General features: G+C 59.5%; 18 protein-coding genes and 1 tRNA gene. 10 read left to right on the top strand and 9 right to left on the bottom strand.

The window, feature by feature from the left end; all coding sequences use genetic code 11:
* Positions 1-7: 7 nt before the first annotated feature.
* The 8 genes from IB241_RS00775 to murB are packed head-to-tail and all read left to right on the top strand — an operon-like array spanning position 8 to position 6,829.
* Complete coding sequence (locus IB241_RS00775) at positions 8-2,260, top strand: DNA internalization-related competence protein ComEC/Rec2 (RefSeq protein WP_192296525.1); 2,253 nt, start codon at positions 8-10, stop codon at positions 2,258-2,260.
* 47 nt (positions 2,261-2,307) lie between these two features.
* Complete coding sequence (locus IB241_RS00770; RefSeq protein ID WP_185706715.1) at positions 2,308-2,943, top strand: MotA/TolQ/ExbB proton channel family protein; 636 nt, start codon at positions 2,308-2,310, stop codon at positions 2,941-2,943.
* Complete coding sequence (locus tag IB241_RS00765) at positions 2,940-3,368, top strand: ExbD/TolR family protein (RefSeq protein WP_192296524.1); 429 nt, start codon at positions 2,940-2,942, stop codon at positions 3,366-3,368. Before IB241_RS00770 ends, IB241_RS00765 begins: the two co-directional genes overlap by 4 nt.
* On the top strand, positions 3,368-4,378 hold the full coding sequence (gene lpxK / locus IB241_RS00760) for a tetraacyldisaccharide 4'-kinase (RefSeq protein ID WP_192296523.1): 1,011 nt from the start codon (positions 3,368-3,370) through the stop codon (positions 4,376-4,378). Before IB241_RS00765 ends, lpxK begins: the two co-directional genes overlap by 1 nt.
* 24 nt (positions 4,379-4,402) lie before the next feature.
* Positions 4,403-4,588 carry a Trm112 family protein gene (locus IB241_RS00755; RefSeq protein WP_192296522.1) on the top strand — a complete coding sequence of 62 codons (186 nt, stop codon included), beginning with the start codon at positions 4,403-4,405 and terminating at the stop codon, positions 4,586-4,588.
* Entirely contained in the window at positions 4,585-5,349 is a 765-nt protein-coding gene (kdsB, locus tag IB241_RS00750; protein WP_192296521.1) for a 3-deoxy-manno-octulosonate cytidylyltransferase, read from the top strand. The genes IB241_RS00755 and kdsB overlap by 4 nt, the downstream gene beginning before the upstream one ends.
* Positions 5,349-5,813 carry a low molecular weight protein-tyrosine-phosphatase gene (locus tag IB241_RS00745; RefSeq protein WP_192296520.1) on the top strand — a complete coding sequence of 155 codons (465 nt, stop codon included), beginning with the start codon at positions 5,349-5,351 and terminating at the stop codon, positions 5,811-5,813. Before kdsB ends, IB241_RS00745 begins: the two co-directional genes overlap by 1 nt.
* Positions 5,810-6,829, top strand: a complete 1,020-nt coding sequence (gene murB / locus IB241_RS00740) for a UDP-N-acetylmuramate dehydrogenase (protein WP_192296519.1) — start codon at positions 5,810-5,812, stop codon at positions 6,827-6,829. The genes IB241_RS00745 and murB overlap by 4 nt, the downstream gene beginning before the upstream one ends.
* A 62-nt stretch (positions 6,830-6,891) precedes the next feature.
* Here murB and IB241_RS00735 read toward each other — a convergent pair whose 3' ends face one another.
* Positions 6,892-7,563 (bottom strand): Bax inhibitor-1/YccA family protein, encoded by a 672-nt coding sequence (locus IB241_RS00735; protein ID WP_192296518.1) that lies wholly within the window; start codon positions 7,561-7,563, stop codon positions 6,892-6,894.
* Positions 7,564-7,715: 152 nt separating this feature from the next.
* On the opposite strand from IB241_RS00735, the gene IB241_RS00730 reads away from it, so the two are divergent.
* Positions 7,716-7,806: transfer RNA gene (locus tag IB241_RS00730), tRNA-Ser, on the top strand.
* A 115-nt stretch (positions 7,807-7,921) separates the two neighbouring features.
* On the opposite strand, the gene IB241_RS00725 is transcribed toward IB241_RS00730, so the two are convergent.
* From IB241_RS00725 to IB241_RS00685, 8 genes are all read right to left on the bottom strand, one after another.
* Positions 7,922-8,971 (bottom strand): tyrosine-type recombinase/integrase, encoded by a 1,050-nt coding sequence (locus tag IB241_RS00725; RefSeq protein ID WP_192296517.1) that lies wholly within the window; start codon positions 8,969-8,971, stop codon positions 7,922-7,924.
* Position 8,972: 1 nt separating this feature from the next.
* Positions 8,973-9,215 carry a DUF4224 domain-containing protein gene (locus IB241_RS00720; protein WP_192297214.1) on the bottom strand — a complete coding sequence of 81 codons (243 nt, stop codon included), beginning with the start codon at positions 9,213-9,215 and terminating at the stop codon, positions 8,973-8,975.
* Between the two features lie 251 nt (positions 9,216-9,466).
* Entirely contained in the window at positions 9,467-10,009 is a 543-nt protein-coding gene (locus IB241_RS00710) for a phosphohydrolase (protein ID WP_192296516.1), read from the bottom strand.
* A complete protein-coding gene (locus IB241_RS00705) occupies positions 10,006-10,227 on the bottom strand; it encodes a hypothetical protein (protein WP_192296515.1) in 222 nt (73 codons plus the stop codon). The genes IB241_RS00710 and IB241_RS00705 overlap by 4 nt, the downstream gene beginning before the upstream one ends.
* Positions 10,224-10,622 (bottom strand): hypothetical protein, encoded by a 399-nt coding sequence (locus IB241_RS00700; RefSeq protein WP_192296514.1) that lies wholly within the window; start codon positions 10,620-10,622, stop codon positions 10,224-10,226. Before IB241_RS00700 ends, IB241_RS00705 begins: the two co-directional genes overlap by 4 nt.
* 48 nt (positions 10,623-10,670) lie before the next feature.
* Positions 10,671-10,997, bottom strand: a complete 327-nt coding sequence (locus IB241_RS00695) for a pyocin activator PrtN family protein (RefSeq protein WP_192296513.1) — start codon at positions 10,995-10,997, stop codon at positions 10,671-10,673.
* 155 nt (positions 10,998-11,152) lie between these two features.
* Positions 11,153-11,437 (bottom strand): phage antirepressor KilAC domain-containing protein, encoded by a 285-nt coding sequence (locus tag IB241_RS00690; protein ID WP_058411124.1) that lies wholly within the window; start codon positions 11,435-11,437, stop codon positions 11,153-11,155.
* Between the two features lie 9 nt (positions 11,438-11,446).
* Positions 11,447-12,028, bottom strand: coding sequence for a hypothetical protein (locus IB241_RS00685; protein WP_192296512.1), 582 nt, complete (start codon positions 12,026-12,028; stop codon positions 11,447-11,449).
* Between the two features lie 348 nt (positions 12,029-12,376).
* On the opposite strand from IB241_RS00685, the gene IB241_RS00680 reads away from it, so the two are divergent.
* Positions 12,377-13,384 carry a hypothetical protein gene (locus tag IB241_RS00680; RefSeq protein WP_192296511.1) on the top strand — a complete coding sequence of 336 codons (1,008 nt, stop codon included), beginning with the start codon at positions 12,377-12,379 and terminating at the stop codon, positions 13,382-13,384.
* The last annotated feature ends 19 nt before the right edge of the window (positions 13,385-13,403 follow it).

The following is a 13,403-nucleotide window of genomic DNA, read 5'->3' as shown; positions in this document are numbered from 1 at the left end:
ATGATCCATGAGAGCAGGGATGTTCGCGTTTGCACTGGGGTTGTTGACCCTGCGCTTTTTACCGGTGTTGCCGCCGGTCGGCCTGCTGCTGGCCATGCCAGTGGTGGCGTTGATGTTGTTGCCATTTCGCACCTATTGCCTGGCGTTCTTTCTATTCGGCTTGAGTTGGGCGTGCCTGAGTGCGCAGTGGGCGCTGGATGATCGCCTTAGGCCAGCACTGGATGGGCAGACACGCTGGCTGGAAGGGCGTGTCGTCGGGTTGCCGCAGCAGACTGGCAGCGGTGTACGGTTCGAGCTGGCCGACAGTCGCTCGCGCAATGCCCGGTTGCCCAAGCGTATCCAAGTGTCCTGGCACGCTGGGCCGGCGGTGCACAGCGGTGAACGCTGGCGCGTGGCGGTCACGCTCAAGCGGCCGGCGGGGTTGCTTAATTTTCATGGCTTTGACCGCGAGGCCTGGTTGCTTGCCCATCGTATAGGCGCCACAGGCTCGGTAAAGGATGGCATGCGCCTGTCGCCTGCGCGTAACGCCTGGCGCGACAGCGTGCGCCAACGCCTGTTGAGCGTGGATGCCCAGGGGCGCGAGGCCGGGTTGGCGGCGTTGGTGCTGGGGGACGGTTCGGCACTGGCGCCCCAGGATTGGCAGGTGTTGCAAGCCACCGGCACGGTGCACCTGCTGGTGATTTCCGGCCAACACATTGGTTTGCTCTCGGGGTTGATCTACGCGCTGGTCGCCGGGTTGGCGCGCTACGGCTATTGGCCGCGGGCCCTGCCTTGGCTGCCGTGGGCGTGTGGCTTGGCGTTTGCCGCTGCGCTGGGCTATGGCTTGCTGGCAGGGTTCGGTGTGCCCGTGCAGCGTGCCTGCGTGATGGTCGGGCTGGTGCTGCTGTGGCGCTTGCGGTTTCGCCATCTGGGTGCCTGGTGGCCGCTGCTGCTCGCGCTCAATGGGGTATTGGTGCTGGAGCCGTTGGCCAGTTTGCAGCCTGGATTCTGGTTGTCGTTCGCGGCCGTTGCCGTGTTGGTGCTGGCGTTCAGCGGGCGCTTGGGCGCTTGGAGTGTGTGGCAGGCGTGGACCCGCGCGCAGTGGCTGATTGCACTCGGTTTGTTTCCGGTATTGCTGGCGCTGGGGCTGCCGATCAGCCTGAGCGCGCCGTTGGCCAACCTGTTCGCGGTGCCCTGGATCAGCCTGGTGGTGTTGCCGTTGGCGCTGCTCGGGACTGCGCTCTTGCCGCTGCCATGGGTGGGCGAGCATCTATTGTGGCTGGCCGGTGCTGCGTTGGACGGACTGTTTCGCGGCCTCGCGTTGCTGGCGGAACAACTGCCGGCCTGGACTCCGGCCGAGGTGCCGCTGGGCTGCTGGCTGATCAGTCTGTCGGGCGCGGTGTTGTTGCTGTTGCCCAAGGGCGTGCCGTTGCGGCTGCTGGGCTGGCCGTTGCTGTTGCTGGCGGTGTTTCCACCCAGGGAATCAGTGCCCCATGGGCAGGTCGAGGTGCTGCAGTTGGATGTCGGGCAGGGTCAGGCATTGATCCTGCGCACCCGTCGGCACACCCTGCTTTACGATGCGGGGCCGCGTTCGGGAGCGTCCGATCTGGGCGCCAGCGTGGTGTTGCCAGCGTTGAAAAAGCTCGGGGTAGGGCGGTTGGACATGCTGCTGCTGAGCCATGCCGACGTCGACCACGCCGGTGGGGCCGCCGCGGTTGCCCGTGGGTTGGCCATCCGCCGGGTAGTGGGCGGCGAGACCGAAAGGTTGCCGACATTTCTCGGGACCCAGCCATGTGTGAGCGGCGAGCGTTGGGAGTGGGACGGCGTGGTGTTTGAGTTGTGGCAATGGTCGGACGCGGTTGAAGGCAACGCGAAGTCCTGTGTGTTGCAGGTCCAGGCCAATGGCGAGCGCCTGTTGCTGACCGGCGATATTGACCGCGCCGCCGAGCGGGCCTTGCTTGAGTCGCCCCTGGCGGTGGCGACCGACTGGCTGCAGGCACCCCACCATGGCAGTCGCAGTTCTTCGTCCTGGCCCTTTGTACAAAGGCTTTCGCCCCGCTCGGTGTTGATCTCCCGCGGCCGTGGCAATGCGTTTGGCCATCCTCATCCGCAAGTGCTGGAGCGCTACCAGGCGCTGGGTAGCCGGATCTACGACAGCGCCGAGCAAGGGGCCGTGCGTCTGCGACTGGGCGCCTTCGCACCGCCGATTGTTGCGCGCAGTCAACGTCGTTTCTGGCGTGATGCATTACCCTTTGAGCCTGAGGTCGGCGAACCCCGCTGACGAACCGATATGGTAAAGTGGCGCACTTTTTCGAGGGGACATTCACTGTGTGGGAATTGGTCAAATCCGGTGGTTGGATGATGTTGCCGATCATCATGAGCTCCATCGCCGCACTCGGCATCGTCGCCGAACGCCTGTGGACCCTGCGCGCCAGTCGCGTCACCCCCGAACATCTGCTGGGGCAGGTGTGGGGCTGGATCAAGAACAAGCAGCTCGACAAGGAAAAACTCAAGGAACTGCGCGCCAACTCACCTCTAGGTGAAATCCTCGCCGCCGGCCTGGCCAATTCCAAGCATGGTCGCGAGATCATGAAGGAGTGCATCGAGGAGGCCGCCGCCCGGGTCATTCATGAGCTGGAGCGCTATATCAATGCCCTCGGCACCATTGCCGCCATGGCCCCGTTGCTCGGTTTGCTGGGCACCGTGCTGGGCATGATCGACATCTTCAGTTCGTTCATGGGCTCGGGCATGACCACCAACGCTGCCGTACTGGCCGGTGGTATTTCCAAGGCACTGATAACCACGGCCGCCGGCCTGATGGTCGGGATTCCTTCGGTGTTCTTCCACCGTTTCCTGCAACGGCGCATCGATGAATTGGTGGTGGGCATGGAGCAGGAGGCGATCAAGCTGGTGGAAGTGGTACAGGGCGACCGTGATGTGGATCTGGTCGAGGGTCGAGCGTGAAATTTCGCCGCAAGCAACGGGAAAACGTCGACATCAACCTCGCGTCGTTGATCGACGTAGTGTTTATCCTGCTGCTGTTTTTTGTAGTCACCACCACCTTCACCAGGCAGACCGAGCTGCGCGTCGACTTGCCCGAAGCGGTCAGCGGCTCGCCGGCAGAAGACCAGCAGGTCAAGCAACTGGACATCGCCATCAGTGCCGAGGGGGTGTTTTCGGTGAATAACCAGGTGCTGGAGAAAAACGACCTGGCCAGCCTAATGGATGCCTTGCAGCGAGAATCCGGCGGCGATACCAAGATGCCGCTGTCGATCAGTGCCGATGGCAAGACCCAGCATCAGGCGGTGATCACGGCGATGGACGCTGCTGGCAAGCTCGGTTTCAGCCATCTGCGCATGAGTACCGTCGAGGCGGCGAGCCAACCCTGATGGCCATGTCCGATCGTTTACTCAAGGCCTGGTATGAAGGGCACCCGGCGCTGTCGCTGTTGCGCCCGCTGGAGTCGCTGTATCGCCGCGTCGTGCAGGGCAAGCGCGCACGCTTCCTGGCGGGCGAGGGCGAGATCTATCAATCGCCGGTGCCGGTGGTGGTGGTCGGCAATATCACGGTGGGCGGCACCGGCAAGACGCCGTTGATCCTGTGGTTGATCGAGCACTGCCGTCGCAGCGGGTTGCGTGTGGGGGTGGTCAGCCGGGGTTATGGCGCCAAGCCGCCGCAGTTGCCGTGGCGGGTCGAGGCCAGCCACAGTGGTGCAGTGGCTGGCGATGAGCCACTGCTGATCGTGCAGCGTTGTGGCGTGCCGCTGATGATCGATCCCGACCGCAGCCGTGCAGTCAAGGCGCTGCTGGCCAGTGAAACCCTGGACTTGATCCTGTCCGATGACGGCCTGCAACACTATCGCCTGGCCCGCGACCTGGAACTGGTGCTGATCGACGCCGCGCGCGGCCTTGGCAACCGCCGCTGCCTGCCTGCCGGGCCGTTGCGCGAGCCAGTTGAGCGTCTTGAGAGCGTGGATGCGCTGCTCTATAACGGCGCCGCCGCTGATCGCGAAGATGGCTTTGCCTTCCGTCTACAGCCCACGGCGTTGATCAACTTGAAGACCGGTGAGCGTCAATCGGTCGAGTATTTTTCGTCTGGCCAGCAGGTTCACGCGGTTGCCGGCATCGGCAACCCGCAACGTTTCTTCAACACGCTTGAATCGCTACACTGGCAGCCGATCCCCCATGCTTTTGCCGACCATGCGCCCTACAGCGCAGAGGTCTTGAATTTCACGCCATCATTGCCGCTGGTCATGACCGAGAAGGACGCGGTCAAGTGCCGCGCCTTTGCCCGGCCCGACTGGTGGTATCTTGCGGTGGATGCGGTGCCGTCGCCGGCGTTCGTCGCCTGGTTCGACACGCAACTGATGCGACTGTTGCCCGCCCGTCTCTTGCCTTAAAACGCTTCTTTCCAGGAAACACTCATGGACACCAAACTGCTCGACATCCTCGCTTGCCCTATCTGCAAAGGCCCGCTCAAGCTCAGCGCCGACAAAACCGAGCTGATCAGCAAAGGCGCCGGCCTGGCTTTCCCGATCCGTGATGGCATTCCGGTCATGCTGGAAAGCGAAGCCCGTACCCTGACCTCCGATGAGCGCCTGGATAAATGACCACCGCCTTTACCGTTGTCATTCCTTCGCGCTTTGCCTCGACCCGCTTGCCGGGCAAACCGCTGCAACTGATCGGCAACAAGCCGATGATCCAGCTGGTGTGGGAGCAGGCCTGCAAGAGCAGCGCGGAGCGGGTGGTGGTGGCCACCGACGACCCACGCATCATCGAAGCCTGCCAAGGCTTCGGCGCCGAAGCAGTGCTGACCCGCGAAGACCACAACTCCGGCACCGACCGTTTGGCCGAAGTGGCCACGCAGCTGGGCCTGGCGCCCGATGCCATCGTGGTCAACGTACAAGGCGACGAGCCGCTGATCCCGCCAAGCGTCATCGACCAGGTGGCTGCCAACCTCGCTGCCCACGGCGAAGCACGCATGGCGACGCTGGCTGAGCCGATTGAAGACATCGCTACGCTGTTCAACCCGAACGTGGTGAAAGTGGTCAGCGACATCAACGGCCTGGCACTAACCTTCAGCCGCTCGACCTTGCCTTGGGCGCGCGACGCCTTCGCCAAGCATCCTGACGCGTTGCCGGAGGGTGTGCCGTATCGCCGCCACATCGGCATCTACGCCTACCGCGCCGGATTCCTGCATGACTTCGTCAGCTGGGGCCCCTGCTGGCTGGAAAACACCGAATCCCTGGAACAACTGCGTGCCTTGTGGCATGGCGTGCGCATCCACGTCGGCGACGCCCTGGAAGCGCCGCCCGCCGGTGTTGACACGCCGGAAGACCTTGAGCGCGTCCGTCGCCTGTTGGGGGCCTGATGGAAGTCCTGTTCGTCTGCCTGGGCAACATCTGCCGCTCGCCAACGGCCGAGGGCGTGTTGCGCCAGAAGTTGCGCGATGCGGGGCTGGCCGGGCAGGTTGAAGTCGCGTCCGCCGGCACTGGTGACTGGCATGTCGGCAACCCGCCGGACCAGCGCAGCCAGCGTGCGGCGCTGGCGCGCGGCTACGACCTTTCGGCGCAGCGTGCGCAGCAGGTCGGTCGAGCCGACTTCGCGCGCTACGACCTGATCCTGGCCATGGATCACAGCAACCTGCGCAACCTCAAGGCGCTGCAGCCGGGGCAGGGCAAGGCAGAGCTGGACTTGTTCCTGCGCCGCTATGGCGCTGAGGTCGACGAGGTGCCAGACCCATACTACGAAGGCGAACAAGGCTTTGAGCGGGTCCTTGACCTGATCGAGCAAGCCTGTGACCTATTGGTGATCGAAATTAAGGGGCGGTTATGACCTTGCACGTGCTTGCGCAGGTATCGCTCAAGCCCTTCAACAGCTTTGGCATCGACGTGCGCGCGCGACTGTTCGCCGAAGCCCGCAGTGACGCCGATGTTCGTGAGGCCCTGGCCTACGCCGCCGCACAGGCGCTGCCACTGCTGGTGATTGGCGGCGGCAGCAATTTGCTGCTGACCCAGGACCTACCGGCATTGGTGTTGCGCATGGCCACCCAAGGTATTCGGGTGTTGCAGGACGATGGTCAGCAGGTGATCGTTGAAGCCGAAGCAGGCGAGGCCTGGCACCCCTTTGTGCTCTGGACCCTGGAGCAAGGCTTTTGTGGCCTGGAAAACCTCAGCCTGATCCCCGGCACCGTCGGTGCCGCGCCGATGCAGAATATCGGCGCCTATGGCGTAGAAATCAAAGACGTATTCGCCGGCCTGACCGCCCTGGATCGCCAAACCGGCGAGCTGCGGGATTTCAGCCTGGAGGAATGCAACTTCGCCTATCGTGACAGCCTGTTCAAACACGAAATCGGGCGCTGGCTGATCCTGCGCGTGCGTTTCGCCCTGAGCCGCGTCAGCCACCTGAAACTCGACTACGGCCCGGTGCAGCAGCGCCTGGCCGGGCAGGGGATCACCGAGGCGACACCGAGCGATGTGAGCCGCGCCATTTGCAGCATCCGCCGCGAAAAACTGCCAGACCCGGCAGAGCTCGGCAATGCTGGCAGCTTCTTCAAGAACCCGTTGGTCTCCCAAGCCCTTGCGGCTGAACTGCAAGCCTTATACCCCGATCTTGTGGCCTACCCGCAGGCAGATGGGCAGATGAAACTCGCTGCCGGTTGGCTGATCGACAAGGCTGGCTGGAAGGGCTTTCGGGATGGCGATGCGGGCGTGCACAAGCTGCAGGCGCTGGTGCTGGTCAACTATGGTGCCGCCACCGGGCACGATATTGCAGACCTGGCGCTACGTATCCAGCGCGACATTGCCGAACGCTTCAAGGTGGACCTGGAGATGGAACCCAACCAGTACTGATCCCTTGAAAACAAGAAAGCCCCGCATCTTTCGATACGGGGCTTTTTTTGTGTCGGCTGAAATCAGTCGTCGCGGCTCATGATGCCGAAGATCTGCAACAGGCTGATAAACAGGTTGTAGATCGACACATACAGGCTGATGGTCGCCATGATGTAGTTACGCTCACCGCCGTGGATGATCGCACTGGTCTGGAACAGGATGCACACCGAGGAGAACAGCACAAAACCCGCGCTGATCGCCAACTGCAGGCCGCTGATCTGGAAGAACATGCCGGCTACCACAGCCGCCAGCAGCACGAAGAAGCCTGCGGTGATGAAACCGCCCAGGAAACTCATGTCCTTACGGGTGACCAGCACGTAGGCCGACAGGCCACCAAACACCAGTGCGGTCATGGCAAACGCCGAACTGACCACTTGCGCACCGCCGGCCATGCCGAGGTAGCGGTTAAGGATCGGGCCGAGGATAAAGCCCATGAAACCGGTCAAGGCAAACGCCGACACCAGGCCCCAGGCCGAATCGCGCAGTTTGTTGGTCAGGAAAAACAGACCGTAGAAGCCGATCAGCACGACAAAAATGTTCGGATAACCAACACGCATCTGCTGCGCCACGAACGCCATCACGCCGCTGAATGCGAGGGTAAGGGCGAGCAAGCCGTACGTGTTGCGCAATACGCGGCTGACTTCAAGCTGCTCAGCCTGCGCGTTGCCATTCACTGCGTAATTCTGTTCGCGCATGGCGACACTCCTTGAGTTTTGAAACGTTCAGTCGCAAAGATCATAACAGACGCTCTGTAACAAGCGATGGCGAGAGTTTGACAGTGTGTTTCATTCGGGTATTATGGCGCCCGCTGAGACGGGATGGTCTATTCTAATCCTGTGATGCAAAAGGGAAATTGGCAGAGTGGTTGAATGCACCGGTCTTGAAAACCGGCGAACGTTAATAGCGTTCCCAGGGTTCGAATCCCTGGTTTCCCGCCAAGATTCAGACAAAAGCCCCGCAATGCGGGGCTTTTGTGTTTTTGGGGTTTGGGTGGAGCGCGACGGTTTTTCAGAGGCGTTCCGAAACTTTTGGGTAGGCGTTCCGAAACTTTGCCTATTTTGATGGTTTGGCAGTGGCGCCAATCCTCCTGTAAACCCGCTTCGTGATCTCCTGCTTGCTGTGTCCCAGAAGCAAGCTTGCATCGCCAATATCGATGATTTCCGATGCTGCTTTAGGTCGGATGTCGCGAAACTGAAAACCGCCAATCTTTGCGGCGAGCAGCGGATCGCCCTGTTCGATTGCTTTGGCACATGCCTTCTCCCGCGCCTTGTCCCAGCGCAAGCGCAGCATTCCCTTCGTCATCCGCTTTCCGTGCCTGTTTATCAGCAAGTACTTCGAGAGGTGACCGGCATTCCTCTCCGTAATTTCCCGAATCAACCTACCCAAGCTGTTTTCTCCCTCCTCTGTGCACATCAGGATCCTTAGCTTCAGCCCTGTCTTGCCTTGCGTGACCAAGAAGTAATCGCCCTCAACGTCGTCCCTGCGCATGACGATCACGTCTGCTGGCCGCTGGCCTGTCAGGTAGCCCAGGTCCATGGCTTCCTTGAGTTCCGGCTCAGCCATCCCGTAGACCGCATCCCAAACCGCGGCGTTGGCGTAGTAATCACGTGGTGTTTCCTTGTTCTTGCGGATGCCCTGGCACGGATTCTCCCGCTCGGTCAGGCCCCATTCGCGCGCCATGTTGAACACGTGGGAGAGTAGGGCGATTTCCCGATTGGCCCGTACCTTGGCGGTACGGGCGTCGCGGTATCCGGCGATACTGGCTGGTGTGATTGAGTCGATGGGCGCCCCGTCGAACATGGGCCGCAATTGTTTTAGCTCGGCTAGGTTGTCCTTCTGGGTACGCTCGCCTTTTTTAGGAATGACGTCGCGGACGTATCGATCAAAGATCCCCTTCATCATCGTCAGATCGGCTGGCTTTTCCTTGGACTCAAGCTCTGCCCACTTCAATCGGGCTTTGCTCAAGTCTCCCCCAAGCGGTATCTCCTTTCCCGTTGAGTCTCTGTAGTAATAACCAACCCACACTTTACCGTTCTTGCGAGGGCGTTTTCTCCGCACCATTCCCGGCGGTAAGTCCCTGTTTTCAGTGTTTCGAGGTCGCATCTCAGTTCACCCTGGAGAAGTCAGGTGTCCAAGCTGGTCTCAGCGGCGGTGTGCTCTGTTCTGCGGACGTTGGACTGGTCATGCCAAGTTTCATACGAGCGTACATGCGCCCGACCAATGGGCGGCCACCACGGCTCTCAACGAATACCCAATTGCGGTCGTTGAGCCATCTTCGTTGATGGGCACGCTGCTTGTATCCAGTCAGGTCGGCCAGTTCTTCGTCAGAGAAAATTTCAGTTTCTATAGTTCTGGTGGGTGAATGCTGCGTATACCCCATGGCAGGCTGCGCGAGCGGGCGTTCCTGAGCGTTTAGCGTTGCATCAGCGAGCGCTGCCCCGCGCAGCTTTATGTGGGGTATAAGTGCCTCGGCATTGGCGCTGATAGGAGCAGAAATGCCTGCTGCTACGCAGCAGAGACTGTTTGTTTCTAGCGCGTCGCCACCACTGGCTGTGCGGAGCAAAGCGGGCAGGGTGCTGTTGTTGTCCTGGTGGTTCTTCATGCCGCTTTCCTCCGGTGTTCGATAGCGAGTTGGTCCATCAGGCGCTGGTGGTAGGTGAGTCGGGCTTCTGCGGCAGGCCATGGGCGGATGGTTTCGGCCATGGGTTCGATGCCAACCAAGCAATCCCAAATAGCCGGATCGGTTGGCATGAGGTCGCGGCGCTCTGTCGCCAGTGCAATCAGGTCGGCTCGGTGCACGCAGGTGGGCAGTTCGAGGGCTAGGTTGAAGCGCTCGCAAACGCGCTGCCAGACGACATTCTCGAAGCCTTGGTAATCGGGCATCCACTGCTTGAGTGGCCGCGTCATGTCACCCAAGTACGCCTCAGTTGCGTCGTGGAGCAGGGCCGCGAGTTTGTGCTCTTCCGGCACCAGCTCGGCGACGATGCAACTGTGCTGGGCCACGCTGTAGAACTCGCGGGTGTGGCCGTTGAAGCGGCACAGGTGGGACAGCGAGTGCGAGATGTCCCGTGGGTCGATCATGTCTGCGTCGGGCTCGAACAGGTCGAAGCGTTTGCCGGTGGAGGTGAGGATCCAGTTCATGCGGCTTCCCTCACAAGATCGGCCAGCAGCAGGGCGTTGGCAGTGGCTTTGTGCAGCTGACGCAGTGCGTCGTGGCCGATCAGTGCTTTCAACTGGCGGTCGAGTTCCTTGTTGTAGCGTGTCAGTGCGCGCAGCTCCTGGTTCGCCTTGGTGTGCTGCTGTTGCAGTGCGCCGGCGGCTTGAGGTGTCAGGCGAAGTGTTTGGATGCCCTGGCTCATGCCGCGTCCTCCTGAAAGAAGGAGTCCAGCCCTGCAGCCATGTTCAAGGCTTTGTCACGCAAGGCAAGGGCCTGTGATGCCTGGCTTTCTGCTTTAACCGCTCGGAAGGTATCAGCGGCCAGCTTGAGCTTTTCTGCTATGGCGAGAAGGTCTAAGCGGTCTTTTGGTTCCCGGTGCAATATTTGTTCAAGACGCTGGCAACGCGTCGACACCTTTTCGATAGAGCGTGCGTACGCGGCTGAGGCATCGTCCTGCCCCATGGTGAAACCGTCAGAATGGCCTTCTTCGTAACCGTCATTTTTACCGTCACTGAGGCCGCCTCGGTAGCCGGCCCAATAGAGGATTGCGGCGGCGGTAATGAGGCTGATCAGTACGCAAATTTGAATTGCAGTCATGTGGTGTGCTCCTGGTAGTTTCGTGGCTGGTGGTGGCAGCTGTCTGGGTTACTGGTCTTGCTCTGTTGAATCGTTTTGTGGTCGCGGCATGTCTTCGTCTGCTCGGTAAGCGCGGATGTCGATCAGTGCTGCGACGTGTTTGATGTGGGCATACCGGATCGCCTTGACGCTGTGGTCCAGGGTGGTCACCGGCAGTTGAATACGCCCGTTGGCGATCGCCTCGGTGAAGGTTTTTTCGTTGAGGTTCTTGAAGTAATGCACGCGCAGCTTTTCCAGGGGGATAAGCACGTCGCCGAAGAGTTGGTGCAGCATCTCGACGGTGGCGCTATCCGGCGCTGGTTGCAGTCGTAGCGGTGTCTGGCTGTTGTTGCTCATGGGCTGCGGCCTCCTTGCGTTTGAGTCGTGAAGGGTGGTTCCAGGCGTTCAAGCAATGGCGTTTGGTCAGCTCCCGCAGATGTTCCGGCACTTCGAGGAGCGCAGCGTTGCGCTCCTCGCGTGTGCGCATGGCGACGATCTGGCGGGCGTACTCCCTAGGCCACGTCACGGTTGTCTGCCGGGATGGCTGGCAGCTCGAGCCCCAGTTGGTCGGCGAGCCAGCGGATACCGGCTTGTCGGACCTTAGTCGACTGGCTGTACTGCATGCCGGCGGTCTCGTGATACCAGTTGCTGTCTTTGACGCGCAGGTACTCGCGATCCCGCACCGGGAAGGCCGGAAGGTTGCGGTCGTTCAGCAGACCTTTTTCGCGCATTAGTGCAATCAGCTTTGGGCGTGTCAGGCCGAAGTACTTGGCGGCTTTTTCAAGGCTACGCTCCATCGCGACCTCCTAGGCTGCATGCGCGGCGGGAGTCGCCACGGCAGCCAGGTGGGTGATGGATTCCGCGACCATGGAATAGATCTCCACATCGCTGCCGTACACCGTGAAGCACTTGGAGCGCGGCTTTCTGACGCCGATGCTCATGATGGTGGTGATGCCGGCGCGGGATTTGTTGCGGTGGATCGCCAGGTTGATCGGTTGCTCAAAACCCATGTCGAGACTGAGTGCGCCGCCGGTTCGCACCAGATCGAAAACCTGTTGCCTGTGTTCGGTTTCAAACACGCCGTAACGGCGATCAGCGTGCGGCGTGACAGGTGCTTCGGCAGGGTTGGAAGGCCCGTTGACGATCTCTTCAATGAAGTCTGCAAGCTTGAGGTGCATCTTCTTACTGTTGGTCAGGGTCAGCGTGTGGCGTTCGCTGCCCAGCTCAACGGTGAAGTGCGTGTCGGCAATGCGGCGTTCGACTTTCAGGCGAAAGGACAGGACCTGGCGCTGTGTCTCGATGCGCAGAAGGTGGTTGAAGGTTTCGGTCAGGCTGACCTGGGCCTTGAGCAGGGCCAGGGTGCGGTTGTCGAGTTTGTACTTACTCATGCCGCTTGCCCTCCGCCGTTCGGATTGAATGGAGCAGGTGCGGAGCGCTGTTTCAGCTTGGGTTTTGACGCGATGAAGGCGCAGCCGCAGTCTTGTGCCAGGCGGCGGATTTCGAAGATGCGGGAGGGGTTAGCAGCGGCCGGGTGGACGTGCAGGGTGGCTGTGGTGTGCATGGTGTTGCCTCGCTCTGTGGTGGAAGAGTGAGGTAAAAATAACCCATAAGGTTAACATGTCAAGAGAAAGTACCTTTGAGGTGTTTTTTTTGCGTTTCGGCGTTCACTACCCTTTGTTTTTTTATGATGTCATCATGATGTCGAAGGATTTGGGTTGACTGACTGTGGGGTCCGTATGACTGATAGAAGCACAAGGATAAGTGAAGCACGATCGGTAGCTTCAGCTCTCTTAGACGATTTAGAAACATCTTCACTATCAATTGATAAAATTCTAATGCGAGCTAAGAGGCTAGCCAGGTTGATGCGAGATACAGATGCACAGCTCTGGCTGGATTATGAAACGAAAGGTTATCCCTCAGATTTCAATTTTAAAAGTTTGGAAAGCTGTGAGAAATATGCAATTTCCTCTGGTCGATATAATTTAAGTGAAGGGACCTATAGGACTCACAGTCTGTCTGAGGTAGAAGCGCGAGTTTATGGCGCTCAAGTTACACTCGATAGTTTTTCACCAGTCGCTGTGGGGGCCGTAAAAGATTTTCTCGAGAAAAATGCTACTGAGAAAATGCTTGATCAGCAGATTAAGATTCAAACAAATAATAAAAATATCTATACTAATTATAAGTCGTTATTCGTCTCCTACATCGCTGGAATACATAATTATGCGACTGATATGTATCTTGCGTTAGAGTTAGGGGATGCAGCACAAGACATCTTTGAAGGTGCTAGGCACGAGATTGACAGCTTCGTGCGCGCCCATTGCCCTAAGGCCGCTGAGAAAATCGTGGCGATAAATGAGCGTATCGCTGATGACTCTATTGAGTCACGGACCGCGGCACTTACGTCTTGCAGACGCTTGTTGATGACTGTTGCAGACTCTCTTTTTCCGGCAAGCACTAAGGATTGGCTGGATTCTAAAGGTAAGCCAAGAAAAGTTGGGGAGGAACAGTATAAAAACAGGCTTCTGGCCTACATGGCTGAGCGGACTGATAGCAGTAGTAATGAAGCTATATTGAACTCAGAGCTAGAGTTTTTAGCTGCTCGGTTAGATGCTATTTATGAAAAGACCTGTAAGGGCGTGCATGTTGATGTTTCTGCGCAAGAGGCTAGGCTGGCGGTGATTCATACTTATCTATTTTTGGGCGAGATTGCCATTTTGCCGCGTGATTCATTGGTCGTGGTATAAGGATGCTTCTTTAGTTTTA

It is taken from the genome of Pseudomonas sp. PDM05 (genome assembly GCF_014851685.1).
Taxonomy (GTDB): Bacteria; Pseudomonadota; Gammaproteobacteria; order Pseudomonadales; family Pseudomonadaceae; genus Aquipseudomonas.
The sequence above is the reverse complement of the archived record's forward strand: the minus strand, read 5'-3'. Positions and strand labels throughout refer to the sequence as shown.